The following is a 24,840-nucleotide window of genomic DNA, read 5'->3' on the forward strand; positions in this document are numbered from 1 at the left end:
GAGGGAACTCTGCGAATGAGCGGGACGCGCGAAATCTAGTGAAGGAGCGCCAATCCCGTCAAACTCCATAGATTGGATCGGTTCCAAACAATGCGCTCGCCGCTTCAGCCGCGCGGGGGCTCCGGCTGCGCGACGAAGAGCAGGATGAATCCGAGCGAGCCGATGAATCGAAAGGCCGGCTGCTGGAAGTTCCAATCAAGGGAACGCCACATCTGGAACCATTCGCCGCCGATGATCATGAAGCCGAAAAAATAGAGCGCGAAGCCGAGCGCGAGCCCGCCGATGGCGCATTGCTTGGCGCTTTCGAAGCGCGCCGGCTCGTCCTTTCGTGCGCCAAAAAGCCGCAGCGCGCCATAGAGGCAGAGCGTGCCGAAGGCGAGCTCCGTCGCGATGATCCCGGCATAGAGCCGCCGCTGAAGCGAGTCGGAGACAATGGCGCGGCTCATCAGCGCGGCGTCGGCATGGGTCGTGTCCATGGCGACGACATGGCGGAGAACCTCGAAATTCGTGTCATAATCGAAAATATTGCCGAGCCCGGCGATGAGGCCGAGCAGGCCGGCGCAGGCGGTGAGCAGGATCTTGGCGATGCGGGCGATCATTCGTGCGTCCTCCTCTGAGTCGATTCGGATCTATGTTCCTCCGATGACGCGGGCGAGGCGGCGATGACGATGATCGCGACATTGGCGCAAATTCTTTTCATTCTCGTCATCCTCCTGCTGCTCTTCGGCGCGCTGATCGTCGCCTCGGACGCCGGCGCGCGGCGCGCCTTTCGCCTCGCGCTGCATCGGCGCGTCGCGCATCTGCGGCCGCCGCGCTACGCCATCGTCGGCGACAGCCTCGCGGCGCAATGCGATTGGCGCCCGCTCCGCCTGCGTCCTTTCGACGTGCTGTGCCTCTGCCTCGGCGGCGCGACGCTGAAGGATATAGGCGCGCAAATCGTCGAGGCGCGCATGATGGGCGCGCGCTGCTTCGTCATCGACGGGGGCTTGAACGATCTCTTGTTCGACGAGGCGCCGCTCGCGCAGATCGAAAATGATTTTCGCGCGCTGCTGCGCCGCCTGCCGGAGGATGCGCGCGGCGTTCTGATGCTCGCGCCCCATGTCGCCGATGCGGCGACGGCGCCGCGCATAGACGAGATCAATGCGCTGATGCGCGCGCTCGCCGAGGCGCGCGGGCTCGCCGTCGTCGATCTCGCGCCGCAGCTCTCGCACAATGGCGCGCGGCGGCCGGAGATGACCGATGACGGCCTGCATTTCTCGCCGCTCGCCGCGAAGCTATGGGTGCGGGCGGCGAAAGAGCGCCTTCTTCGCGATGGGCTCGCCTGAGCGCGGCGCGCCCTATGTAACGCGGCGCGGGCGCAATTCCACCGGCGCTCGCGCCCACGCCAAAGCGCGAAGGAGGTCGAGAAAATGGGTCTCTTCAATTTCTGGAACAACTCGAAGAGCGGCGACAAGATCGACAAGAATGCGCCTTCGCCCAAGGGCGCCACCGAGAACGCCGCCGCGCCGGCCGAAGAGCTGAAGAAGGAGATCGAGAAGAAAGGCCTCGACGCCTCCAAGATCGAAATCTCGGTCGAGGGCGACAAGGTCAAGCTCGGCGGCAAGGCCGAGTCCACCAGCGACGCAGAGAAGATCGTGCTCGCTGTCGGCAACACCAAGGGCGTCTCGCAGGTCGAGAGCAATATCGTCGTCGGCAAGCAGGAGACGGAATCCTTCTTCTACAAGGTGCGCCAGGGCGACACGCTGTGGAAGATCGCCGAGACGCAATATGGCCAGGGCAAGGGCGGAAAATACGAAGAGATCTTCGCCGCCAATCGGCCGCTGCTCTCCGATCCCGACAAGATCTATCCCGGCCAGGTGCTGCGCATTCCCAAGGGCCAAGGCGCCGCGGGCCAGGCCTGAGTCTCCGTCGCGCGGCCTCCTTCGGGAGGCCGCGTCACGCTATCGGGAAAAATAGGGATGCGTGCGCGGGAGCTATTCTCGAAAAAGCGCTCGACATCGAAAACGAATTGCCTCGCAAAGGCGCGCGTCACATAGTCCGCGCCGTAAAAGATCATCCGTCATCGAGGCGAAGAGTTGAACCTTTCTACCGCGTGTCGCGCGACGCTCATCGCCGCGATCTTGCCGTTCGCCGCGAGCGCTTTGGCGGATGATCTCCCGCAGCGTCGGGCGGGCCTTTGGCGCATAAAGACCATATCGCCGGAAGTGGGATTGCAGTCGCATGACGTCTGCATCGAGGCGGCCGACGGCCTGCTCGGCGCCCCGCAGGACAATTGCACGAAGCCGACGGTCGAATCCGCGCAAGGCGGCGAGGTCATCGTCACTTTCTCATGCGATCTCCACGGCGCGCGCGAGGTGACGAGCCTTCTGTTCACGGGCGATTTCTCGAGCTGGTATCGCGCGCAATCGAAGACGACGCTCACGCAAAAGAGCGGCGTCACGCGCGAGCGCTCCGGCTTCACCATAGACGCGAAATTTCTGCAGCCCGACTGCCCGAAGCCGTGACGCCTCAACGCGCGGGCGCGAGGCCGACGATATAGGCGGAGAGCGAGTCGATCTCATCCGGCGTGAGGATGAGATTGGGCATGTTGCGATGCGAGCTGCGCAGAAAGACTTTGATCGCCAGCTCCGTCGTCGAGGGCATGCGCGCCACATCGACGAAGCTCGGCGCTTTGGCGGCCTCGTCCTTGGCCGGCGTCTTGTCGTCTATGCGATGACATTCGACGCAGAGCGAGGCGGCGAGACGTCGCCCGGCGGAAGGATCGCTCGATTGCGCGAGCGCCGGCGCCGCGACGCCTCCGCAAGCGATGAAGGCCAGGACCATCGGCGTCGCGCAATTCATGGGCTCTCCCTCCGAAACGGCATGCGAGGCTATATTGTAAAGTCGCCGCGCTTGAAGATCGACACCAGAGTGATTCCCTTTTCGGCGAGCTTTTCCGCAGCGCCTTCCTCACGGTCGATCACGACCAGCGCCCGCGTCGCTCTCGCCTGCGGGTGTTCCTCCGCCATGCCGGCGATGGCCTCCAATATAGAGCCGCCCGTCGTCGCCACATCGTCCACGATCAGCGTCTCCCCGTCCTTGGGCACATAGCCGTCGATGCGCTCCTTGGCGCCATGGCCCTTGGCCTCCTTGCGCACGAAGAAAGCCTCGACCGGCGCGCCTTTGGGAAAGCTCACCGCGGCGATGGCCGCCACCAGCGGCACGGCGCCCACGGCCAGCCCGCCGACGCCCTTTATCCCCTGCGCCTTCATATAATCGACGACGATATCGGCGATGAGATGCGCGCCTTCCGGCAGCATGGTCGTCTGGCGCAGCTGGAAGAGATAATTGCTCTTGCGGCCCGAGGAGAGCGTGAAATCGCCGCGCAGCAGCGAATGCGTGTCGATCAGCCGATGCAGCCGCGCCCAGCGCGGATCGGCGGGGTCGATAACGGCGTCGGGACGGGAAGGCGCGCGCGTGTCGCTCATGGGCTGTCGAAACTCCGCTGTCGATCATGAGAAATAGGCCGGGGCCGGCTGCGGTCCCTTACGCCGAGGAACTCGCGGACTTCAAGCCGGTTCCATTCCTCGGCTCGCGCCGGGGCCGCGCCCAGCCGGGCTGCGCGGGAAAAATCATCGAGAACAAAAAAAGAACTTGGCGAAGAGAACAAATGCGATACAATCTGCCCATCCGATCTTCGCCTTCGCTTCTGATCCAATCATCACAAGTCTTTCGCCCCGGGGCCGCATCTCGCGTTGCGCCCGCCGCCCGACCCGTGCCAGAAGGAATCATCGCCGTGAGCCAAGCCAATCTCCGCCTCGTGGAAGGAACATCCGTGGACAAGACCAAGGCGCTGGACGCCGCTTTGTCGCAGATCGAGCGGGCCTTCGGCAAAGGCTCGATCATGCGGCTCGGCAAGAATCAGAAAGCCGTGGAGATCGAGACGATCTCGACCGGCTCGCTCGGGCTCGATATCGCGCTCGGCGTCGGCGGCATGCCGCGCGGACGTATCGTGGAAATCTATGGGCCGGAATCCTCGGGCAAGACCACTCTCGCGCTGCATGTGATCGCCGAGGCGCAGAAGAAGGGCGGCGTCTGCGCCTTCGTCGACGCCGAGCATGCGCTCGATCCGGTCTACGCCCGCAAGCTCGGCGTCAATCTCGAGGAGCTGCTGATCTCTCAGCCCGACACGGGCGAGCAGGCGCTGGAAATCACCGACACGCTCGTGCGCTCCGGCGCGGTGGACGTTCTCATCATCGATTCGGTCGCGGCCCTGACGCCGCGCGCCGAGATCGAGGGCGAGATGGGCGAGGTGCAGCCCGGCCTGCAGGCGCGCCTGATGAGCCAGGCGCTGCGCAAGCTCACCGCCTCCATCTCGCGCTCCAACACGCTCGTCATCTTCATCAATCAGATCCGCATGAAGATCGGCGTCATGTATGGCTCGCCGGAGACGACGACGGGCGGCAACGCCTTGAAGTTCTACGCCTCTGTGCGCCTCGACATTCGCCGCATCGGCTCCATCAAGGACCGCGACGAGGTCACCGGCAATCAGACTCGCGTGAAGGTGGTCAAGAACAAGGTGGCGCCGCCGTTCAAGCAGGTCGAGTTCGACATCATGTATGGCGAGGGCGTTTCCAAGGTCGGCGAGCTCATCGATCTCGGCGTGAAGGCCGGCGTCGTCGAGAAATCCGGCGCCTGGTTCTCCTATGACAGCCAGCGCCTCGGCCAGGGCCGCGAGAACGCCAAGACCTTCCTCAAGCAGAACAAAGAAGCGGCCGAGCGGATCGAGCAGGCGATCCGCGAGAATTCCGGCCTCATCGCCGAGCGCATTCTCGACGCCGGCGGCGAGGGTGAGAGCGAGGGCGCCGAGGACTGATCGCAGATGGCGAACGCCCACCCTCCCCTTCAGGGGGAGGGTGGGGTCACGGCGCGAAGACTCTCCGAAGCGTCATCCCCTTCCGCGATCGGCGCCGCCTGTTCCACTTCGCGGACAAATGCTCTAGAAGGGCTCGGTTCGCGCCGGGCCTTTTCCTTTTCCCAGCGACGGTTACGGCCGAGCGCGCGTTCGATGGCATTTTGAGCCGAACAAGCGGGCGACAAGAACCGATATGAGTGGCGTCAACCAGATCCGTTCGACCTTCCTCGACTATTTCTCGCGCAATGGACACGAGAAGGTCGCATCCTCGCCGCTCGTCCCGCAGAACGACCCCACGCTGATGTTCACCAACGCCGGCATGGTGCAGTTCAAGAACGTCTTCACCGGCTTCGAGAAGCGCCATTATACGCGCGCCACCACCGCGCAAAAATGCATGCGCGCCGGCGGCAAGCACAATGATCTCGACAATGTCGGCTATACCGCCCGGCATCTGACCTTTTTCGAGATGCTCGGCAATTTCTCCTTCGGCGATTATTTCAAGGAAGGCGCGATCGAGCTCGCCTGGAACTTCGTCGCCCGCGAGCTGGCCCTCCCGCGCGAAAAGCTGCTGGTCACCGTCTATCACGACGATGACGAGGCGTTTTCGCTGTGGAAAAAGATCGCCGGCTTCTCCGACGATCGCATCATCCGCATCCCCACGGCCGATAATTTCTGGAGCATGGGCGACGTCGGCCCCTGCGGTCCCTGCTCGGAGATCTTCTTCGATCAGGGCGAAAGCGTCGCCGGCGGCCCGCCCGGCAGCCCGGAGGAGGATGGCGATCGGTTCCTGGAGTTCTGGAACCTCGTCTTCATGCAATATGAGCAGACCGCGCCCGGCGAGCGCGCGCCCTTGCCGCGTCCCTCCATCGACACGGGCATGGGCCTCGAGCGAATCGCCGCGCTGCTGCAGGGCGTGCAATCGGTCTTCGAGATCGATCTTTTTCGCCGACTCATCGGCGCCGTGGCCGACGCCACCAGCGTCGATTCCGCAGGCCCGCAGGCGGCGAGCCACCGCGTCATCGCCGATCATCTGCGCGCCTCGGCCTTTCTCGTCGCCGATGGCGTGACGCCTTCGAATGAGGGCCGCGGCTATGTGCTGCGCCGAATCATGCGTCGCGCCATGCGCCATGCGCAGCTTCTGGGCGCCGCCGAGCCTTTGATGCATCGCCTCGTCGGCGAGCTGGTCTCCGAGATGGGCCTCGCCTATCCCGAGCTGACCCGCGCCGAAAGCCTCATTCGGGACACGCTGCTGACCGAGGAGACGCGCTTTCGCCAGACTCTCGTGCGCGGCCTCTCCATCCTCGACGAGGAGAGCGCCTCGCTCACGGCCGGCGCGAGCTTTTCCGGCGAGACCGCCTTCAAGCTCTACGACACTTACGGCTTTCCGCTCGATCTCACCGAGGATGCGCTGCGCCCGCGCGGCATCGTCGTCGACAAGGCCGCTTTCGAGACCGCCATGGAGCGCCAGCGCGCCGAGGCCCGCAAGGCCTGGGCCGGCTCCGGCGAGACCGCGACCGAAGCCGTCTGGTTCGCGCTCGAGGAACGTCTCGGCGCGACCGAGTTCCTCGGCTATGAGCGGGAGAAGGCCGAGGGGCAGATCGTCGCCCTTCTGCACGACGGCGCGGAGACCTTCCGGCTCGAGACCGGCGCGCGCGGCGCCGTGCTGCTCAATCAGACGCCTTTCTACGCAGAATCCGGCGGCCAGATCGGCGATATCGGCGTGATGCGCGCCAAGGGCGTGCGCTTTCGCGTCACCGGCACGCAAAAGAAGGTTCACGGCCTCTTCGTTCATGAGGGCGTGGTGGAGGAGGGCGCGCTCACGCCCGGTCTCGCGCTCGAGCTCGAGGTCGAGCACGTCCGCCGCAACGCCGTGCGCGCCAATCATTCGGCGACGCATATTCTGCATGAGGCACTCCGCCGCGTGCTCGGCGATCATGTCGCGCAGAAGGGCTCGCTCGTCGCGCCGGACCGGCTGCGCTTCGACTTTACGCATCCCAAGCCGCTGAGCGAGGAAGAGATCGCCGCTGTCGAGCAGATCGCCAATGAGGTGGTGCAGGACAACGCCCCGGTCGAGACGCGGCTGATGGATCAGGACGAGGCCATTCGCTCCGGCGCCCGCGCGCTGTTCGGCGAGAAATACGGCGACGAGGTGCGCGTCGTCGCCATGGGCCATGCGCCCGTCGACGCCGATCGCGCTTTTTCGGTCGAGCTCTGCGGCGGCACGCATGTGCGCCGCACCGGCGACATCGGCCTTATCAGCATCGTCTCGCAGGGCGCCGTCGCCTCCGGCGTGCGCCGCATCGAGGCCAAGACGGCGGAAGGCGCCCGGGCGCAGCTCGTCTCAGAGGCCAAGGCGCTGCGCGAGATCGCCGCGCTCGTCCGCGCCTCCGTCGAGGACGCGCCCGCCCGGCTCGCGAACCTCATAGAAGAGCGCAAGACTCTGGAGCGCGAGCTCGCCGACGCCAAGCGCAAGCTGGCCATGGGCGGCGGCGGCAATGGCGCGGCGGAGCCCGTTCGAGACGTCGCAGGAATCAAGCTCTTCGCCAAGGCGGTCAGCGGCATAGACGCCAAGGACCTGAAATCGCTCGTCGACGAGGCCAAGAAGACGATCGGCTCCGGCGTCGTCGCCATCGCCAACGCCTCGGCCGACGGCAAGGCCGGCGTGGTCGTCGGCGTGACCGCCGATCTCACGGCGCGCTACAGCGCCATCGATCTGGTGCGCGCCGCCTCGGAGAAGCTCGGCGGCAAGGGCGGCGGCGGCCGGCCCGATCTCGCCCAGGCCGGCGGGCCGGACGCCACTGCGCTGGAAGCTGCGCTGACGGCGATCGAGGAGACGCTGCGGGCCAAGGCGGCGCAGTGAGCGAGGAGGGCGCCGCGATCGAGGAGGCGCCGTCCGGCCTCCGCCGCCGCGTCCATATTCTGCTCGACAGCGGCGGCGTCGGCGACCGCGCCGCTCAAATTATCCATGGCGCGCTGATGGCGCTGGTCATTCTCTCCGTCGGCGCGGTGATCCTCGAATCCGATCCCGATAACGCCGCGCGATATGGCGCGCTCTTTCGTGCGGTCGAATATGTCGCCGTCGCCGCCTTCAGCGTCGAATATGCGCTGCGCATCTGGAGCGCGCCCGACCATGCGCTCTATGCGGCGATGCGCCCGGCGCAGGCGCGCATCGCCTTCGTCAGCTCGGTTTCCGCGATCGTCGACCTCATCGCCATCGCGCCTTTCTATCTCTCCGTCCTCGTCGCCGCCGATCTGCGCATCCTCTTGTTCCTGCGACTCGCGCGCTTCTTCAAGCTGGCGCGCTATTCGCCGGGCATACGCTCCATCTTCGCCGTGCTGGAGGCCGAGCGCAAAGCGCTCGCGGCCTCCGGCATCGTGCTCTTCGGCGTCGTTCTGTTCATGGCGACCGCCATGCATATCGCCGAGCATGACGCGCAGCCGGAGGCGTTCCGCTCCATTCCCGCCGCGATGTGGTGGGCGATCCAGACCATTGCGACGGTCGGCTATGGCGATGTGGTGCCGCATACGCCGGCGGGGCGCATCATCGCCGCGATCTCAATGGTGATGGGCTTCGTCATGCTCGGCCTGCCGGTCGGCATCGTCGCCACCGCTTTCGCGGAGGAGATTCACCGGCGCGAATTCGTCGTCACCTGGAGCATGGTGGCCAAGGCGCCGCTGTTCGCCTCGCTCGACGCATCGGCGATCGCCGAGATCATGCGTTACCTGCGCGCGCAATCCCTGCCGGCCGGCGCGCTGGTCGTGCGCCGCGGCGAGCCGGCGCATTCCATGTATTTCATCGCCGCCGGCGAGGTGGAGGTGGAGCTGCCGAGCGGGCCGACGCGGCTCGGCGAGGGGCAGTTCTTCGGCGAGATCGCGCTGCTGCGCAAGACGCGCCGCACCGCCAATGTGCGCGCCGCGACGCCCATAAAGCTGCTGATACTCGATGCTTTCGATCTCCATGTTTTCACGCAGCGCAATCCCGAGATCGGACGCCATATAGAGGCGGTCGCGGCGCGCCGCTCGGAGTTTCGGCCCGTGGTCCGCGAAGGCGATCTCGCCGAGGCGGAAATCGACGGGCGCGACCTTCCGCCGCGCGAGGATGGCCCATGAAGCCGACATGGCGCCCCTGACAAAGCCGGCGCCCGCGGCTTAGATCGATGAGAGGAGGGAGCGCTCATGCATGAGAAAATCCTCATTCCGCTCGATTTGACCGAGCCGGACCTCACGCGCCTCGCGCTGGACGAGGCGCTCGCCCTCGCCAAGGGCTCGCCGCAGCCCAAGCTTCGGCTCATCAATGTGCAATCTCTGGTGCCTGTCGCCTTCATCGACTACATCCCGCCGAATTTCGACGAGGAGCTGCGCACCTCGGCGGAGCAGGAGCTCGCCGATGTCGCGGCCAAGATCGACTATCCCAAGAATCTGGTGACGACGGTGGTGCGCTTCGGCGCGATCTATCCCGAGGTGCTGGCGGAGGCGGAGGAGTGGGGCGCCGATCTCATCGTGCTCGGCTCGCACCGGCCGGCCATGTCCACTTATCTGCTCGGCTCCAACGCCAAGACCATCGTCCGCCACGCCAAATGCTCCGTGCTGGTCGTGCGGCCATAAAACAATGAGATGCAGCGCCGCCCGGTTCGATCTCAACCGGGCGACGCTAGAATTCCTCGTCGCTCGAAAACACTCTCGAGCGAGGCGCTCAGTCCTTATGCTCGCGCTTGGCGCGGACCCGCTCGCGGACGCATTCGCGTATGAAGACGCGCTGGTTTGCGCGTTCGATCCCGCGCGCGGCGGCCTCTTGCCGGCATTGCTGCCGCTCGACCCGCGTCGACACGCGGCCGAAATAGCAGCGCCCCAAAAAGGCCTCGCGCTCCGGCCCGACGAGGTTGCGCTCATTGGCGCGTCCCTGGCAGGCGTGGCGGATGCGCCTCGCCTCGAATTTGGTGAGCCGCTTGCGCGCGGGCGCCGGCGCCGGCTGCGCCGATTTGCCGGCGAGGGCCGGCGGCGGCGGGGCGGCGGCGGGAGCCGGCGCGGGCTCCAGCGCCGGCGGCTTGTCCGCGCCATTGGCGGCGAAGGCCGGCGAGGCCGTGGTCACCGAAAGGGCGCAGATTAGCAGTCCCCAAAGTCCGACGGCGACGCGGAGCGCGGGGCGGGCGCTCGGGGCGAGCGAAACGGATGTCATTTTCTTGTCTCGCGGGCGAAGGGCGGAATGACGAGCTTTGTCTTCGTGGGCGGATAGACGATTTTTATCGTTCGAGCGAGCCGGCGCGCGCATGTTCAATGGTTCTCGACGCGGGACATCAGCCGTTCCGGTCCGGGCGGAGGCCGCGGCGGCGGAAAAGATCATGCGCGCCGAGCACGTCGCGGGGCAGCACGTGATCGGCTATGCGGCGCTGCTCGTCGGAGAGCGAGGCGAAGAAGCTGCTCTCGGCGTCGGCGAGGGCGCGCAAATTCTCCACATGCCGGCTCAGCCGATCGGCGCGGGCGCGCAGCGGCGCGCCGGGGTCGCGGGGGGCGCCGTCGCGATTGCGGTCGATCGCCGCGGCGACGATGGCGGCGTCGCGATCTTGAACCAGGGCGTGCAGCTGCTGCGCGAAGGCGGAGAATAGCCGCTCCTGCTCGCCGGAGAGGCGCAGGGCGAGACGCCATTCGTCCATATGGCTCTCGAGCGGACTGCGCCTGGCGACGAACGGATTCTCCGCCGCGCGATTGAGCGGCTCGGCGATCGGCGCATCTGTGACGACGAAGGCCATGAGGCTCACCGCGAGAGCGATAGCGAAGCGCAGCAACATCGTCATAGAACCCCGATGGAATCTCGGAACCCGATGGAAACTCGACCGAGGTCCCTACGCCGCCTTTGAGACCGAACCATGGCCGCCGCCGTAATTTCGTCGCTCGTCGTCGCCGCGGCAAGCCCGTTAACCGCGATTCCGGGCCTCATGTTAACGAATCGGCCCGTCAGGGGCAAAAACGCCCATGGAGGGCCCCGGCCGCGCCGCCGCGCCGGGGCGAGAACAGCGCGTGATTTCAGAGGTCTATGGAAAATACCCCGAAATTTCGCCTATTTCGGTCATCTCTTGGTATACTTACGAAAATTGTCGTCAAATCTAAATGGATTGGCTGAAAAACTGAGCTATCGACTTACAGAGCAAGCAAAACAATAAAACTAATCTCGTCTCCACATCGGGAGACGACGAAGATGTTGGGTAGAGTAGCGAGAGTGACGATGAGCGCGGCGCTGGCCGGCGCGATCTCCCTCTGGGGGACGGCGCCCGGCCGGGCTGCCTCGGAGCATCTGCTTTATGCGGCGCTGGGGCCGGAGACCAGCGTGCCCTATGGCTGGCTGGATTTTTGTCATCGCTATCGCGGCGAATGCGCCGCCGAGGCTTCCGCCGGGCCGCGCGACATCGATCTCACCGCCAAAGCCTATAAGGACATTCAGCGCGTCAACGCCCATGTCAATCATGCGATCGAGCCGGTCTCGGACATGGATCATTGGGGCGTCGTCGACCGCTGGGACTATCCCACCGACGGCAAGGGCGATTGCGAGGATTATGCGCTGATGAAGCGTCGCCTGCTGATCGAGCTCGGCTATCCGCGCGGCGCTCTGCTGATGACGGTGGTGAAGGAGAAGAATGGCGACGGCCATGCGATATTGACGGTGAGGACCAATCGCGGCGAGTTCGTCCTCGACAATATGAACGATGCTGTTCGGCCCTGGACCAACACGCCCTATCGCTTCGTCAAGCGGCAGTCGCAGCTCGACCAGAATGTCTGGGTCGCGGTCGACGATCCCAACGTCCCGCTGTTCGCCGCGCGCTGAGGCCAGCGCGCCCTTCGGCAGGGCGCGCCGCGACGGTCAGATCGCCTCCAGCCCTTTGGCGTAGCGCTCGGCGTTCTCGACATAATGCTTCGCCGATTCGAGATTGCGGGCGAGCGCGCCTTCGTCCAGCGTGCGCACGACGCGCGCCGGCGCGCCGACGATCAGGCTGTTGTCGGGAAACTCCTTATTCTCCGTGACCAGCGCATTGGCGCCGACGAGGCAGTTGCGGCCGATTTTCGCGCCATTGAGTATGGTCGCGCCCATGCCGATCAGGCTGGCCTCGCCGATGAGGCAGCTGTGCAGAATGACGCCATGGCCGATGGTGCAATCGGCGCCGATGACGAGCGGAAAGCCCATATCGGTGTGGAGCACGCTATTGTCCTGAATATTGCTGCGCGCGCCGATTGTGATCCATTCATTATCGCCGCGCAGCACGCAGCCGAACCAGATGTTGGCGTCCTCCTCGAGCTGCACGCGGCCGATGACATGAGCGTCGGGCGCGACCCAGAAGCGGCCGGAGGCCGGGACGCGCGGCGCGACGCCGTCGAGCTTGTAGAGAGGCATGGGTCAGGTCTCCGGCGCCCCTCTTCGCGGCGGCCTCGGAACGAGGCGCGGGGGGCGTTCGCCGACCTTCTAGAGTCTTTGGCGAAAAGAGGGAACCGCGCGTCGCGGGGCTGAATCGGCTAAGCTCGGGCGAATCGGCTTTGCTCCTCTGTCTCTGAGATCATGCGTCTCTTTCTCGTCGCTCTGATTTTGGCGCTGCTCGTCGCGGCGGGCTATCGCTTCACGCGCAAGACCGATGCGGCCGAGCCGGCCATTGTCGCCGCCAGCCTCGGCGACGCCCGCTTCGCCTATGCGCCCGCCTATGCGCGCGACGATTCGACGCGCTACGGCGGCGCGCTGGACCGCCTCTCCTTCATCGCTGTCGCGCCGGATTTCGGGCCGCCGCAAAAGCCGAGCGCCGATCCGCGCCGGCGCGCCGCGGAGGAGATCGATCCGATGCGCGTCTTCGTCACGCTGGCGCCGCGCGAGGAGGCGCTCGACCCGGCCGAGCGTCCCTCGCGCCTCTATGCGCGCTTTCTGGAGAGCGAGGTCTGGGGCGGGCCGGGCGGCCTCGTCATGCGGCGTTTCGAGCCGGGCTCGCCCTATGAGCTGGAGCTGCTCTATCTCGCGCCGCCGGAGGGCCGGGATTTTTTCGCCCGCTGCCCGCGTCGCGACGCCGGCTTTCTCGGCTCGGCGCCCTGCATTTGGGCGCTGCGCTGGAAGAATCTGGATGTAGAGGCGCGCTTTTCCGCCGTTCTGCTACGCGATTGGGAAGAGCTGGCGCGCGGGCTGCGCGCTTTTCTCGCCTCCATCGACGCGGAGCGGCCGCGGCCGCGCTGACGCGATCGATCAAAAATCGTCGAGGTCGATGTCCAGAATGGCGATTTGCAGCGTGTAGCTGGTCTGCTTGGCGTCGTCGGCGGAGATCACGCCGAGAAAATCCTCGCCGCTGTTGAGCTCGACGGAATCGGTCTTGCGGCCGCGCGGCGCGATGGTGAGCTTGTCGTTCTCGAACAGCTTGCGCAGATAGGATTGCAGAGTCTCGCGGCCGACGGGCAGCTTCATCGCGAAGGCGAAGGAGCGGTCGCCGTCCTCGTCGTCCACGACGATGGAGGCGATCTTGCGCTCGCCGAAATGAACCGCGGCGTCGTCGGGGTTCTTGGGATCGGCGGTCACGCGGATCCCGTCATTGCCGAGCGCCTGGCGCAAGAAGGCCTGCAGCTTGCGCAGCTCGATCTTCTCCATACGGCTTCCCCCGCTTCGCGCCTCTTGCCGAGCGCCTCGCCGTCGTCTCGCGGCCCGCAGCCTGTGCCACGAAAAGCGGCCGCGCCGCAAGAGGGGCCACCGCCGGGGGCTGCGCAATGAGGAAGCCCGGCGCGAAGCGCCAGCGATCTTGTTCAATGAAAAAGCCCGGCGCGACGCGCCGGGCCTGATTGTCGAGCGATCGGCTGGGGCTCACTCGCCAGCGGCTTTGAGGCGCTTGTTGCACTCGCTCCAATATTTCGGCCAGGTGGCCTTGGGGTCGGCCTTCAGCAGCTCGGCCTTCTTGGACTTCCATTCGGCGCCGCATTTCTTCTGGCGCGCGGCCTGGGCGGCCTTGCCTTCGGAGACGGGCTTGGCCGGCTTGGCGGCGGTCGTCGGAGCGGGGGCCGGAGCAGGCGTCGCCGTTGTCGTCGTCGGCGCGGGAGCGGGCGCAGGGGCGGGGGTCGGCTCGGGCGCGGCGGCGGCCGGAGCAGGGGCGGGAGTCGGCGCGGGAGCGGCGGCGGCCGGCGCGGTCTCGGCGGGCTGCTCGGAGAGGCGCACGCGGCAGGCTTTCAGAAAGTCCTGCCAGCTCTGCCCCTTCAGCTCATTGGCGGCCTTGGCGGCTTGATATTGCGTGCCGCATTCCTTCAAAACATTCGCCTGCGCTTTCGCTTCACCTGCGGCGGCGACCGCCAAGCCGACCGCGAGGGCGCCGACGGCAGCGTAAGAGACGAGACGGATCGACATCAAATTTCTCCTTGGTGAGCGCCGTCGCCAATGATGATTCGTCGGCGCAAACGGCTCCCGACGGCCGCACTGCGAGCACGGCCTGTGCCAATTGTCGTGCATCGGGGCAGGGGCCGCAAGCTCGCCGGGACCGCAATCAGGATGTTATGAAACGCTCTTTGGGCTCAGATGGCGCGCGTAAAGCGTGAGGGAAGGGGCGATGGCCGCCGAAAGAGAAAATCCACGCGCTTGGCGCGACGCTGCGCCGCTGCGTCATCCAGACGGTCTTTTGCGTTGTCCTTGGGCAGGTTACGATTCGCTCTACGTCGCCTATCACGACGAGGAATGGGGCCGCCCGGAGCGCGATTCGCGCGCGCTCTACGAGAAGCTGATTCTCGATGGCTTCCAGGCGGGCCTCTCCTGGATTTCCATTCTGCGCCGCCGCGAGGGCTTTCGCGCCGCTTTTGAGGGATTCGATCCCGATCGAATCGCGCGATTCGACTCCGCCCGCGTCGAAGCTCTGATGCAAAATCAGGCAATCATCCGCAATCGCGCCAAGATCGAAGGCGCCATCGCCTCCGCGCGCGCCTATTTGGAGATCGAGGAGAGCGTGGGATTTTCCAATTATCTCTGGGGCTTCGTCGATGGAGCCCCCATTGTCCGCCGCCCGCGCACGACGGCCGACGTTCCGACGCAGACGGATATCTCGCGCCGCCTCGCCAAGGATCTGAAAGCGCGAGGCTTCGCCTTCTGCGGCCCGACCATCGTCTACGCCTTCATGCAGGCGGTCGGCATGGTCGACGACCATCTGGCGGAGTGCCACAGATGCGCGGAGTGAAGGCGGGCAAGGCCGAGGCGGCCCCCCGCGCCTGGCAGCGCATGCTGTCCGGTCGGCGGCTCGATCTGCTCGATCCCTCGCCGCTGGATGTGGAAATCGAGGATATCGCCCATGGGCTGGCGCGCGTCGCCCGCTGGAATGGCCAGACGCATGGCTCACATATATTCTCGGTCGCCCAGCACAGCCTGCTGGTCGAGGAGATCGCCTGCGCGCTCTCGCCCGGGCTCGGACGCGAGGGGCGGCTGTTCATGCTGCTCCATGACGCGCCGGAATATGTGATCGGCGACATGATCTCCCCCTTCAAAGCCGCCATCGGCGACACATACAAGAGCGTGGAGAAACGCATTCTGACGGCGATCCTGCTGCGCTTCTCTCTGCCGCCGGAGCCGGACGCCGCGCTGTTGCGTCTCTCCAAGCGGGCGGATCGCGCCTCGGCATTTTTCGAGGCGGTGAGGCTCGCCGGCTTTACACGCGCGGAAGCCGAGCGCATCTTCGGCCGTCCGGCGGTCGCGCCCGATGCTTGCGCGCAGGCGTTGGAGCCGCTTTCGGTCGAAGAGGCGCAGCGGCGCTTTCTGGCGCGCTTCGCCGAGGTCGAGCAAAGCGCGTAGCGACGTATGAGAGCGTGAGGCATCGAAGTGACACAGAACGGGTGAGACATGGCGCACCTCTATGTCTGTTCGCTCACGAAGGTCGTCGACACGGTGCGCGCCAGCGGCGCGCGCTCGCTCATCACAATCCTCACCGCCGGCTCCTCGCTGGCGCGGCCGAGCGAGATCATCCCTGAGCGACATTTGCGGCTCGCCGTCTCCGACATAGACGCGGATCAGGACGGCCATGTGCTGGCCAATCGCGCGCATATCGAGAGCCTTCTGGCCTTCGCCGGCGCATGGGACCGGCGTGAGCCGCTGGTCATCCATTGCTACGCCGGCGTCAGCCGCTCGCCGGCGGCGGCTTTCATTCTCGCCTGCGCGCTCGCCCCGCAGCGGGCGGAGAGCGAATTGGCGTCCGAGCTGCGCCGCGCCTCGCCGACGGCGACGCCCAACCGCCGTCTCGTCGCTTTGGCCGATCGCATTCTCGCGCGCGACGGCCGCATGTCGGCGGCCATAGCCGAGATCGGCCGCGGCGCCGATTGCTATGAGGGAGCGCCTTTCGCGCTCGAGCTCGCCTGACCCAGAGAAGATGACGAGCTTCGATCATCGGCGCGAGCCGCCCGCATCTTCGCGCGACTCGGAAGGACCGCTGCCGGTCGCCATCGGCCTGACGGCGGCGATCGTCGCGGCGCAGGAGGACGAGCCGCTCATCCTCACTGTCGCCGCCACGGGCGAGGACGCGCGCGCCGCTCTGCCCTCCGGCCCTTTCGATCCGGTGCGTCACCGTACTTTCGAGATCGGCCTGCGCGCCTGGGTCGCCGAGCAGACCGGCATGTCGCTCGGCTATGTCGAGCAGCTCTACACTTTCGGCGACCGCGGCCGCCACGCCCGCGCCGGCGACCGCGATCCGCATGTGGTCTCCGTCGGCTATCTCGCGCTGACCCGCATCGCCGAGGAGCAGGTGGAGGAGATCCGCGGCTTTCGCAGCTGGTACGAGTTCTTCCCTTGGGAGGATTGGCGCGGCGGCCGTCCCGAGGCGATGGAGACGACGATATTGCCCGGCCTCTCGGCCTGGGTGGAGGAGGCGCCGGACGCGCTCTCTTCCTCCGGCCTGCGGCGGCGCGACCGCGTCAATCTTCTGTTCCGCCCGCAGGGCAGGGGCCTCGATGAGGAGAATGCGCTCGAGCGCTACGAGCTGCTCTATGAGGCGGGCCTCGTCGAGGAGGCCTGGCGCGACGGGCGCGAGGCGGCGCTGAAACGCGGCGTGAAGCCGCCTCCGCTCGGCGCGCCCATGCAGCACGATCATCGGCGCATTCTGGCGACGGCGATGGGCCGGCTGCGCGCCAAGATGAAATACCGCCCGGTGATCTTCGAGCTGATGCCGCCGGCCTTCACGCTCACCGAGCTGCAGCGCACGGTGGAGGCCATCGCCGGCCGCCATTTGCACAAGCAGAACTTCCGTCGCCTCGTCGAGACCTCCGCCGCCGTGGAGCCGACGGGGGAGGTGTCGCTGAAGACCGGCGGCCGCCCCGCAGCGCTTTTTCATTTTCGCCGCAATGTCTTGCAAGAACGTCCTGCGCCCGGCCTCAGGGTCGGAATCAGAGGATGATCCGACGGGCGATCGGATGGGTCGCCGTCCAGCCGACCGCTCGAGGATGATCCGGCCGTTAAGAGACTATTCACCCTGTCATGGTGAATTTTCTCTTATCGGACGTCAGTAGAGCGTAGGGGTGTTGCTTGAGCTATCTGTCGCCGCCGCCAGCTCCGGCGCCGGTCATCGTCTATAAGGACGTGGGCGGTTTCGTCTCGGAGTATCAGGCGCAAACGGAAATCTATCGCCGCGAGGGCCGCGAGGTTCGGCTGCACGAATGCCGATCCGCCTGCACAATGGCGCTCAGCCTTCCCAATGTCTGCGTCTATCCCGACTCGCAGGTCAAATTTCATTTGGCCTATAATCCGATAGACCATCAGACCGACGCCGGCGTCTCCGCCGAGCTGTTCAATTACTATCCAGCGGCGGTGCGCGAGCGGCTCGGCTATCTCACCCGGCAATATCGGGTGCTGAGCGGCAATGAGCTGATTTCGCTCGGCATTCGCAATTGCAATGGCAGCGACCGCACGGTGGTCGCGAGCCGCGCCCGCCGCGGCGCGCAGACGGTCGCCGCCGCCGCGCCGGCCGCCGATCCGCTGGGCGATCTCGCGCAAAAGGTGCGAGGCGCCGTGTCGCAGGCCTTCGCCGATCCCGCCGCGCCGCCGCAGGGGCCGATCCGCCTCGCCCTCGCCGAGCGGGATCGTCTGTCGGCGAGCCGGGCCATAGATTCGACTCCGACCGCCTCCATCCGCGCCAATGAGGCCGCGCCGATCGAGGCGCCCGAGCCGCCCCGCCGCCCGCCTTCCGCCGCTTTCACCAGCGCGGACGCGCAGCAAGCGCCGCATTCGGAGCCTTTGTCGGAGATGGCCGCCGCGGCGCCGTTGATCCCCGGCGGGCAGCCGATTTTGGCCTCCGGCGCCTTCGTCCTGCCCCTCGCGGGAGGCGTGGCGCATTGACTTTCAACGGGAACTCGACATTGTGTCACTCTGACGGCTGGGCAATTTTTCGCCATTATGTCGAAATAGCGTCCTTGCCTTACGCGCGAATCCGATTCGCTCGTCTCGAGAAGAGGCCGGGTCCCGCGTCGCCGAGGCGCCGATAGGGACGAAGCCGCGATCGATCTGCCGATCGATTGTCCGTGCGTTCGGCGCTCGCGTCCTGCAATTCATTTCGTCGGGCCTTCTCGCCCGTCGACCAGCGGAAAGAACAGACGTTTTGGACGATCGGCGGGAAGGCGCGCCTCTCCTCTCACGACGGTCTATCGCGCGGCTCGCGAGCGCCGCCGCAGCGCTCGTCACGGCGCTGGCTCCGTCCTTCACCGAGAATGCGGTCGCCAATGGCGAGACGCGCACGCTCTATCTCTTCCACAGCCACACCAAGGAGCAGATCGCCGCGACCTATCTGGTCGGCGGCCGCTATGATTCCGCGGTGCTGGAGCAGCTGAACTGGTTCCTGCGCGATTGGCGTCGCGACGAGCCGACCAAGATGGACCCGCATCTGTTCGATGTGGTGTGGGAGGCCTATCGTCAGGCCGGCGCCACCGAGCCGGTCCATGTCGTCTCCGCCTATCGCTCGCCGGAGACCAACGCCATGCTGCGCCGCCGCTCGCGCGCCGTGGCGAAATTTTCGCAGCATATGCTCGGCAAGGCGATGGACACGACGATGCCGGGCATGTCCATGGAGCAGATCCGCGAGATCGGCATGCGCATGCAGCGCGGCGGCGTCGGCTATTATCCCACCGCCGGCACGCCTTTCGTGCATCTCGACGTCGGCGGCGTCCGCTCCTGGCCGCGCATGAGCTACGACCAGCTCGCGCGCCTGTTCCCCGACGGCAAGACGGTGCATCTGCCGACCAACAACCAGCCGCTCGCGCGTTATGAGGAAGCCAAGGCCGAGATCGAGGCGCGCGGCAACGGCGCCTATGTTCCGGCCGTCGAGCGCCAGAGCAAGGGTCTCTTCGCCATGCTGTTCGGTGGCGGCGAGGAGGACGAGGACAGCGCGATCGCCGCGGCCCCGCCGCCTACTGCTGCCCGCAAGCAATGGGCGTCTCTGGCGCCGCGCCGCTCGGGCCGCGTCTCGGCCGACGCCGAGGAGGAGAGCGCCGAAGCCGCTCCGGCCCCGGCGCCGAGCCGTCGCGAGCAGGAGCGCATCGCCGCGGCCGAGCGCAATCTGCCGCGTGGCGAGACGCAGATGCGCGCCGAGCCGGTCGCCGTGGCCTCGCTCGAGCCCTCCGCCGAGGAGGCGAAGATCGACGCCAAGCTCGACGCGGCGCTGGCCGCCCCTCTGCCGCCCCGGCGGCCCATGTTCCTCACTGTCGCCGGCGCGCCGCTGCCGCCCACGCGGCCGAGCGAGTTCGGCGCCCTGGCCAGCGCGCCCGCCGCGCCGCCCGCTCGTCGGGCCGGGGGCGCCATCGCCAGCCTCGTCGATCTCGGCGCCGCCAGCTTGCGCGGCGGCGTCAGCGAGGAGGCGCATAATGCCCCGCCGCCGCCCACACGCCCGGCGCAGCAGGCCGTCGCCAAGCCGGAGCCGCTGCTCGCCTATGCGCCCTCCGCCGCGCAATCGCTTCCCTATGGAAGCGATCTCGCGCCGGAGCTTCGTTTGCCTGCCGCCAAGCCGACGCCGAGGCCCACGCCCGCCAAGGTGGAGCTGGTGCCGGCGCGTCTCGACCGCTCCAATTTCCAAGCGCTGACGACCGGCGTGTCCGCCAGCCGGCTGCCGGGCGGAACGGCGCTCGGAACCACGCTCGCGGCGCCGCGCTCCGCCGCCCGCGCCGACACGGGGCTCTTCGCGCCCTCCACCTCCAGCGGGCAGGCGCAGGCTTTCGCCGGACAGGCGGCGATTTTGCCGACGGATCGGTTCGTCTCGGCGCGCTGAGCTCGCCCTCGCCCGATAGTCGTGAGCGCCCCCTCCCTCGCCCTCCCCCGCGTTGCGGGAGAGGGAACGGCCGGCATTGCGCGACTCTCGATGAAGAGCGGAATCTGCTCCCTCTCCCACGCAGCGGGGGAGGGCCGGGGAGGGGGCTTTCCCGGCTCTAAATCAGTCCTTTATCTCGGTCTGAATGGTGTAGATGTCATAGGGCGGCGTCGCCTCGCCATTGGCGTAGGGCTCGGCCTCGCCGATCGCGCCATCGGGCGCGATCGAGCGACGGACGATGCCGGTGATCGGCCCGCCATAGACCTGGATCGCGATCGAAACCTCCTCGGCCAGCGCATTGGCCAGGGCGGTCGAGGGGCCGGTCTTGGAAAGCCGCGCTTCGACCGCGCCTTTCTCCAGCGTGCGTGTTTCTTCGGTCCCGCCGGGCGGGCGCCGCGCCACCGCGCCGCGCAAGACGCCGGCGATCTCCCAGACCCCCGGCTGCTCCAGCGACAGGCCAGCGCCGCCGGCGAGCACGGAGGCGACGACGGCGAAGCGCTCCTCGCCGTCGCTGTAGAGCTGGAATTGCCGCCCGCGCCCCGGCAGAGCCTCGGCGAAAACCGCCGGCAGGCAATCGTCGCTGGCGACGAGGCGGGTCATGAGATCGCGGCCGATGAGAAGAATCTCCCGCTCGCTGTCGGCGAGCTCGACCATCGACTGAATATCCCAGATGAATCGTTTGAGCGCCGGCGGAACCGGCCCTCTCTCGGTCGCGTGTGTGGTCATGCGTCCAAAAATGCAAGCGTCGCGCCATTGCCGCCCGGCGGGCTGGCGCCGCAATTGATGGAGTCTCCCGTCGCGGGACCTCGGGAGACGGAGCTGGCGCGGTGGTGAAGGACTATATCCCGGAACTGAGCGAGGTGCGCATGGTGCGTCGCGCGCCGGAGCGGCCTTTCGCGCTCAATGGCGCCGACGCGCGCTATGTCGAAGCCTGCCTGCGCGACTTCGAGGCGGCTTTCGGATTAGACGCCTATCCCGGCGTTCCCTTCGAGCAAATTCCGGGGCGCGCGCTGATCGGCGACCTCATCGACTGGTGGCGCGGCATGGACCCGGAGGGCGAGGCGCAGCAGAACGCGCATTCCCGCCTGCCCGGCGCCATCCGCCTGCTCGACACGGTGTCGGCGCTGATGGAGGAGCTGTCCCAGCGTCGCGCCGGGGAGAGCTGAGCGCGCGGCGTTCGATTCTGTCGGTTAGCGGACAATTCTGGACGATTGCGCGCGAGGCGCGCCTTTTATTCCGGCGCGCGCTCCACCCTCCCCTTCAGGGGGAGGGTCGGCCGGCGACAGCCGGACGGGGTGGGGTTCAACGGCAAAGACTCGGGCGGTCACCCCCTCCCGCTCGCCTTCGGCGATCGACCTCCCCCCTCGAGGGGGAGGTGCGCGCGGCCCTTTCTGCTCAGACTTCTGCAGTTTTATTCCGCGGCCTGCGGCGCCGGCTGCAGCGCGTCGCGCAGCAGCAGCGCGATATGGCGGGCCTGACGGCCGCTGCCATGCTCGATCTGATGGCGGCAGGAGAAGCCGTTTGCGATCAGCGGGGCGTCGGGCGCGGCGTCGCGCATCGCCGGCAGCAGAGACAGCTCCGCCATTTTCATCGAGGTCTCGTAATGCTCGGCCTCGAGGCCGAAGCTGCCGGCCATGCCGCAGCAGCTCGTCTCGACGATGTCGAAGGTGAAGCCCGGAATCCAGCCGAGCACCTTCTTCGTCGCCTTCATCACGCCGAAGGCCTTCTGATGGCAATGGCCGTGCACGACCGCCTTGGGCAGATCGAGCGGCTTCAGCGACAGGCGCAGGCCCTTGTTCTGATATTCGCGGGCGAGAAACTCCTCGAGCAGATAGAGCTGCTTGCCGAGATCGCCGACCTCTGGCCCGAGGCCGAGGCTGTAGAGCTCGTCGCGCAGCGACAGCAGGCAGGAGGGCTCGAGGCCGATGATCGGCGTCTTGGCGGCGATCTCGTCGCGGAAGGCGGCGAGCACGCGCTCCGCCTCGCCGCGCGCCTTCTTCACCATTCCGGTGGTGAGATAGGTGCGGCCGCAGCAGAGCGGGCGGTCCGGCTCCGCGTCGGTCGGCGCCGGCTTGGCGATGCGCACGCTATAGCCGGCGTGCTCCAGCACCTCGACGGCGGCCTCGGCCACATGCGGATCGAAGTGATGGCAGAACGTATCGACGAAGAGGATCACCTCGCCGCGCGCCCCGGCGCTCGCCGCCGCCGGGGCCGTACGGGTGAAAGCCGCGGGGGCGGGCTCGGGAAGGGGGCGGCGGGCGGTGACGCCGATCCATTTCTCCGCGAGTCGCGATAGGAACCGCGAGCGATTGCGCAGGCGAATGGCGAAGCGCAGCAGCACGCGATGGCGGCCCGTCCATTCCGGCACGCCGCCGAACAGGCGCAGGCGCTTCGGCACGCCGACGATCTCATGACGCTGGGCGAGATATTCGGTCTTTATCAGCGTCATATCGACGGCGCTGGGACATTCCTTCTTGCAGGCCTTGCAGGAGACGCAGAGGTCCATCGCCTCGTCGAGGCGCGGATCGGCGAAAGCGCGCTCATCCGTGCCGTCATTGAGCGCGGCCTTGAAGGCGGCGACGCGCGCCTCGGTGGAATGCTTGACCTCGCCGGTGACGCGATAGCTCGGGCACATCACGCCCTTGGCGGTCTTCTGGCAGTCGCGGCTGTGCATGCACACGGCCACCGCCTTGGCGTAATTGCCGCCCGTCGCCGGAATGCCGGAATAGGCGTCGCCTATTCCGTAAGTGTCGTAAGCCGACCAGTCGAGAAATGTCTTCATGCCGCCCGTTTCCTCGGGCGGCATGAAAGCAATATTTGCGCCGTCAGCCGGCGGCTTGCGCCTCTTCCGCCGGAGCGGCGGGCTGCTGCTCGGCGGCCTGCTCTCGCGGCTGCTCCTGCGCCGCGGGCTTGCGGCCATAGGTGATGATCCAGAGTCCGGCGCGGACCTGCTCTATCGCCTCATAGCCGGCGCGCTTGAAATAGGTCTCGAGCTCCTGCGGCGTCGAGGTCTTGCTGATCTGCGCCGGCCGCTCGAAGGGCGGCACCGCGCAATGCTCCTCGAAGAATTTCCAGCCGAGATCGGAGGTGATGTCCACATTGTCGACCAGCATGCGTCCGCCCGGCCGCAGAATGCGGAAGCCTTCCTTGATGTAATTGAAGCGATCCCATTCCTCGAGATGCATGAACACGACCGTGCTGTAGACGACGTCGACGGAAGCGTCCGGCACGGCGGAGAGATCGAAGCCGCTGGTCGCGACCGTGCGCACATTGTCGAAAGCGGCGAGGCGCTGGCGAATATGGCCGAGCATGTTCTCGGCGACATCGGCGCCGATCCATTCCTTGCAGATCGGCGCGAGCGCGGCGCCGACGCGGCCGACGCCGGCGCCGATCTCCAGCACCACATCGTCCGGGCCGATGCCGACATAGGACTGCAGCATGTCGCGCGTGCCTTCGCCCATCTGGCGATAGAGGTCTTCGTCGATATAGCCGGAGACCGCCATTTTCGCGTCATTCTCGGAGACCGAGACGGAGTTCCAAATGTTCTTGTACTGGCTGCGGTTGAGCTTGACGTGCTCCACGGGGATCGGGGCGTTCTTCAGCCCGACCAGCGAACGAAGCGCGCGCACGATGCGGCGGCCGATGGGGAGCTTCTTGGCGTTGTCCTGAATGCTCATGCCGTTCCTCTGTGAAGCGGCGCCCGCTCGCGGCGCGCGCCTTCGAATCTAACCGCGCCTCGATGGAAGCGCGCGCCGCGGTGGCGTCAGCCGACCGAAGCGCTCCGTCTGGCGAAAACAGAAAATGTCGGCAGGACATTGCCCGCCGTCCCGATGATGTCGTTCAGCACGGTGACGTCGTCATAGCCGAGCGCGGCCAGCACGGCGAGAATGTCGTCCCTGTGCATCCAATTGGGAAAATCCATCGCGCCGCCGCAAAAGGCGACGCTGCGATCGCCATAGCCGCGCGCATAGTGGCGCACGTCCAGATTTTCGAATTTCTGCGTGAATGCATGCGGAAGCTGGTCGTCGTCGACCATGACCGTCCACAGATAGATGGCGTCGGCGCGCTCGGACAGGGCGCGCAGCAGCCGCAGCGGCTCGCGCATGTGGTAGAGCACGCCGCTCGCCACCACGAGATCATAGCGCGGACCGTCCTGCTCGAGCCATTGCACGAAATCGCCGAGATAAAAGCGCGTGTCGGGAAAATCGAGAACTTCCCGCGTCACCAGACATTTCAGAAAGGCGAGCCGGTTGGCCTCCACCGCGTCGATATGGGCGCCGGCCTTCGCCAGCATGTAGGTATGCGCGCCCTCCAGCGGACCGAGCTCCAGCACGCGGCGTCCCGTGAGATCGCCATAGCGCTCGATGCACCAGGTGATGCGCGGATCGTCGAAGGCCGGCAGCCGTCCGGCCGTAAGCCCCAATTCGATGGGAAAATGGCAGCTCCAGCCGGGAATGGCGTCGATGGCGTTCTGGTGCGACGGCGCGCGCGTCTCCTCGCCGGAAAACAGGCTGGCGACAGCGACCTCCTCGGAGCGGGGGCGCCGTCTGAACCAATTTCGTCCTAGCAATGCGAAAACCTCGCCTTTCGAATCCGGGCCGCGGCGCAGCCCCTAGCACAAAATCCACGGCCGCGCCTAACCCGGCGCGGCGGTCCTCGAAGAGCGGTCTCGGCGTGGCTTGCGCC

The 24,840-nt window shown here is 66.7% G+C and carries 28 protein-coding genes; 16 read left to right on the forward strand and 12 right to left on the reverse strand.

Annotation, left to right across the window (positions count from 1 at the left end):
- Positions 1-104: 104 nt before the first annotated feature.
- On the reverse strand, positions 105-599 hold the full coding sequence (locus METLW4_RS0118925) for a DUF2165 family protein (RefSeq protein ID WP_018267808.1): 495 nt from the start codon (positions 597-599) through the stop codon (positions 105-107).
- A gap of 63 nt (positions 600-662) precedes the next feature.
- Here METLW4_RS0118925 and METLW4_RS0118930 point away from each other — a divergent pair, with 63 nt between their 5' ends.
- From METLW4_RS0118930 to METLW4_RS0118940, 3 genes are all read left to right on the forward strand, one after another.
- Positions 663-1,325: an SGNH/GDSL hydrolase family protein gene (locus METLW4_RS0118930; RefSeq protein WP_018267809.1), complete on the forward strand. Its 663-nt coding sequence runs from the start codon at positions 663-665 to the stop codon at positions 1,323-1,325.
- An 84-nt stretch (positions 1,326-1,409) separates the two neighbouring features.
- Positions 1,410-1,901 carry a peptidoglycan-binding protein LysM gene (lysM, locus tag METLW4_RS0118935; protein WP_018267810.1) on the forward strand — a complete coding sequence of 164 codons (492 nt, stop codon included), beginning with the start codon at positions 1,410-1,412 and terminating at the stop codon, positions 1,899-1,901.
- 174 nt (positions 1,902-2,075) lie between these two features.
- Positions 2,076-2,504, forward strand: a complete 429-nt coding sequence (locus tag METLW4_RS0118940) for a DUF3617 domain-containing protein (RefSeq protein ID WP_018267811.1) — start codon at positions 2,076-2,078, stop codon at positions 2,502-2,504.
- Positions 2,505-2,508: 4 nt separating this feature from the next.
- On the opposite strand, the gene METLW4_RS0118945 is transcribed toward METLW4_RS0118940, so the two are convergent.
- Positions 2,509-2,841: a c-type cytochrome gene (locus METLW4_RS0118945; RefSeq protein ID WP_018267812.1), complete on the reverse strand. Its 333-nt coding sequence runs from the start codon at positions 2,839-2,841 to the stop codon at positions 2,509-2,511.
- Between the two features lie 29 nt (positions 2,842-2,870).
- Positions 2,871-3,467 carry an orotate phosphoribosyltransferase gene (gene pyrE, locus METLW4_RS0118950; RefSeq protein WP_018267813.1) on the reverse strand — a complete coding sequence of 199 codons (597 nt, stop codon included), beginning with the start codon at positions 3,465-3,467 and terminating at the stop codon, positions 2,871-2,873.
- A 308-nt stretch (positions 3,468-3,775) separates the two neighbouring features.
- Here pyrE and recA point away from each other — a divergent pair, with 308 nt between their 5' ends.
- The 4 genes from recA (at position 3,776) to METLW4_RS0118970 (ending at position 9,499) form a co-directional block, all read left to right on the forward strand.
- The gene (recA, locus tag METLW4_RS0118955) at positions 3,776-4,855 is read left to right on the forward strand and encodes a recombinase RecA (RefSeq protein WP_043333055.1); all 1,080 of its coding nucleotides are present in this window, start codon (positions 3,776-3,778) and stop codon (positions 4,853-4,855) included.
- Positions 4,856-5,087: 232 nt separating this feature from the next.
- Positions 5,088-7,754, forward strand: a complete 2,667-nt coding sequence (gene alaS / locus METLW4_RS0118960; protein WP_018267815.1) for an alanine--tRNA ligase — start codon at positions 5,088-5,090, stop codon at positions 7,752-7,754.
- Positions 7,751-9,004 (forward strand): cyclic nucleotide-gated ion channel, encoded by a 1,254-nt coding sequence (locus tag METLW4_RS0118965; protein WP_018267816.1) that lies wholly within the window; start codon positions 7,751-7,753, stop codon positions 9,002-9,004. Before alaS ends, METLW4_RS0118965 begins: the two co-directional genes overlap by 4 nt.
- Positions 9,005-9,070: 66 nt before the next feature.
- Complete coding sequence (locus METLW4_RS0118970; RefSeq protein ID WP_018267817.1) at positions 9,071-9,499, forward strand: universal stress protein; 429 nt, start codon at positions 9,071-9,073, stop codon at positions 9,497-9,499.
- Positions 9,500-9,587: 88 nt separating this feature from the next.
- Here the strand turns inward: METLW4_RS0118970 and METLW4_RS0118975 are convergent, their stop codons facing one another.
- Positions 9,588-10,070, reverse strand: a complete 483-nt coding sequence (locus METLW4_RS0118975; protein ID WP_157235252.1) for a hypothetical protein — start codon at positions 10,068-10,070, stop codon at positions 9,588-9,590.
- Positions 10,071-10,188: 118 nt separating this feature from the next.
- Positions 10,189-10,686 (reverse strand): Spy/CpxP family protein refolding chaperone, encoded by a 498-nt coding sequence (locus tag METLW4_RS0118980; RefSeq protein ID WP_018267818.1) that lies wholly within the window; start codon positions 10,684-10,686, stop codon positions 10,189-10,191.
- 428 nt (positions 10,687-11,114) lie between these two features.
- Between METLW4_RS0118980 and METLW4_RS0118985 the strand changes: the two genes are divergently transcribed.
- Positions 11,115-11,711: a transglutaminase-like cysteine peptidase gene (locus tag METLW4_RS0118985; protein ID WP_018267819.1), complete on the forward strand. Its 597-nt coding sequence runs from the start codon at positions 11,115-11,117 to the stop codon at positions 11,709-11,711.
- Positions 11,712-11,747: 36 nt separating this feature from the next.
- Here the strand turns inward: METLW4_RS0118985 and METLW4_RS0118990 are convergent, their stop codons facing one another.
- Positions 11,748-12,275: a gamma carbonic anhydrase family protein gene (locus METLW4_RS0118990; protein ID WP_018267820.1), complete on the reverse strand. Its 528-nt coding sequence runs from the start codon at positions 12,273-12,275 to the stop codon at positions 11,748-11,750.
- Between the two features lie 162 nt (positions 12,276-12,437).
- Between METLW4_RS0118990 and METLW4_RS0118995 the strand changes: the two genes are divergently transcribed.
- Positions 12,438-13,094: a hypothetical protein gene (locus METLW4_RS0118995; RefSeq protein WP_018267821.1), complete on the forward strand. Its 657-nt coding sequence runs from the start codon at positions 12,438-12,440 to the stop codon at positions 13,092-13,094.
- A gap of 9 nt (positions 13,095-13,103) precedes the next feature.
- On the opposite strand, the gene METLW4_RS0119000 is transcribed toward METLW4_RS0118995, so the two are convergent.
- Both METLW4_RS0119000 and METLW4_RS27925 read right to left on the reverse strand, forming a co-directional pair.
- A complete protein-coding gene (locus METLW4_RS0119000; RefSeq protein ID WP_018267822.1) occupies positions 13,104-13,499 on the reverse strand; it encodes a DUF3126 family protein in 396 nt (131 codons plus the stop codon).
- 210 nt (positions 13,500-13,709) lie between these two features.
- On the reverse strand, positions 13,710-14,243 hold the full coding sequence (locus tag METLW4_RS27925) for a hypothetical protein (RefSeq protein ID WP_018267823.1): 534 nt from the start codon (positions 14,241-14,243) through the stop codon (positions 13,710-13,712).
- A 199-nt stretch (positions 14,244-14,442) separates the two neighbouring features.
- Between METLW4_RS27925 and METLW4_RS0119010 the strand changes: the two genes are divergently transcribed.
- The 6 genes from METLW4_RS0119010 (at position 14,443) to METLW4_RS0119040 (ending at position 20,115) form a co-directional block, all read left to right on the forward strand.
- Positions 14,443-15,060, forward strand: coding sequence for a DNA-3-methyladenine glycosylase I (locus METLW4_RS0119010; RefSeq protein WP_018267824.1), 618 nt, complete (start codon positions 14,443-14,445; stop codon positions 15,058-15,060).
- Positions 15,048-15,668, forward strand: a complete 621-nt coding sequence (locus METLW4_RS0119015) for an HD family hydrolase (protein WP_018267825.1) — start codon at positions 15,048-15,050, stop codon at positions 15,666-15,668. Before METLW4_RS0119010 ends, METLW4_RS0119015 begins: the two co-directional genes overlap by 13 nt.
- 48 nt (positions 15,669-15,716) lie before the next feature.
- Positions 15,717-16,229, forward strand: a complete 513-nt coding sequence (locus METLW4_RS0119020; RefSeq protein ID WP_018267826.1) for a tyrosine phosphatase family protein — start codon at positions 15,717-15,719, stop codon at positions 16,227-16,229.
- A gap of 10 nt (positions 16,230-16,239) precedes the next feature.
- On the forward strand, positions 16,240-17,259 hold the full coding sequence (locus METLW4_RS0119025) for an NUDIX hydrolase (RefSeq protein ID WP_018267827.1): 1,020 nt from the start codon (positions 16,240-16,242) through the stop codon (positions 17,257-17,259).
- Positions 17,260-17,387: 128 nt separating this feature from the next.
- Entirely contained in the window at positions 17,388-18,197 is an 810-nt protein-coding gene (locus METLW4_RS0119030; RefSeq protein WP_018267828.1) for a hypothetical protein, read from the forward strand.
- A 259-nt stretch (positions 18,198-18,456) separates the two neighbouring features.
- Complete coding sequence (locus METLW4_RS0119040; protein WP_018267830.1) at positions 18,457-20,115, forward strand: DUF882 domain-containing protein; 1,659 nt, start codon at positions 18,457-18,459, stop codon at positions 20,113-20,115.
- A gap of 162 nt (positions 20,116-20,277) precedes the next feature.
- Here the strand turns inward: METLW4_RS0119040 and METLW4_RS0119045 are convergent, their stop codons facing one another.
- The gene (locus METLW4_RS0119045; RefSeq protein ID WP_018267831.1) at positions 20,278-20,880 is read right to left on the reverse strand and encodes a hypothetical protein; all 603 of its coding nucleotides are present in this window, start codon (positions 20,878-20,880) and stop codon (positions 20,278-20,280) included.
- Between the two features lie 101 nt (positions 20,881-20,981).
- Between METLW4_RS0119045 and METLW4_RS0119050 the strand changes: the two genes are divergently transcribed.
- Entirely contained in the window at positions 20,982-21,320 is a 339-nt protein-coding gene (locus tag METLW4_RS0119050) for a hypothetical protein (protein ID WP_018267832.1), read from the forward strand.
- A 245-nt stretch (positions 21,321-21,565) separates the two neighbouring features.
- Here the strand turns inward: METLW4_RS0119050 and METLW4_RS0119055 are convergent, their stop codons facing one another.
- From METLW4_RS0119055 to METLW4_RS25410, 3 genes are all read right to left on the reverse strand, one after another.
- Positions 21,566-22,936, reverse strand: a complete 1,371-nt coding sequence (locus METLW4_RS0119055; RefSeq protein ID WP_026191634.1) for a (Fe-S)-binding protein — start codon at positions 22,934-22,936, stop codon at positions 21,566-21,568.
- 43 nt (positions 22,937-22,979) lie between these two features.
- Positions 22,980-23,831, reverse strand: coding sequence for a class I SAM-dependent methyltransferase (locus METLW4_RS25405; protein WP_018267834.1), 852 nt, complete (start codon positions 23,829-23,831; stop codon positions 22,980-22,982).
- 86 nt (positions 23,832-23,917) lie between these two features.
- Positions 23,918-24,724, reverse strand: a complete 807-nt coding sequence (locus METLW4_RS25410; RefSeq protein WP_018267835.1) for a class I SAM-dependent methyltransferase — start codon at positions 24,722-24,724, stop codon at positions 23,918-23,920.
- Positions 24,725-24,840 lie beyond the last annotated feature (116 nt).

It is taken from the genome of Methylosinus sp. LW4, assembly GCF_000379125.1.
Lineage (GTDB): Bacteria > Pseudomonadota > Alphaproteobacteria > Rhizobiales > Beijerinckiaceae > Methylosinus.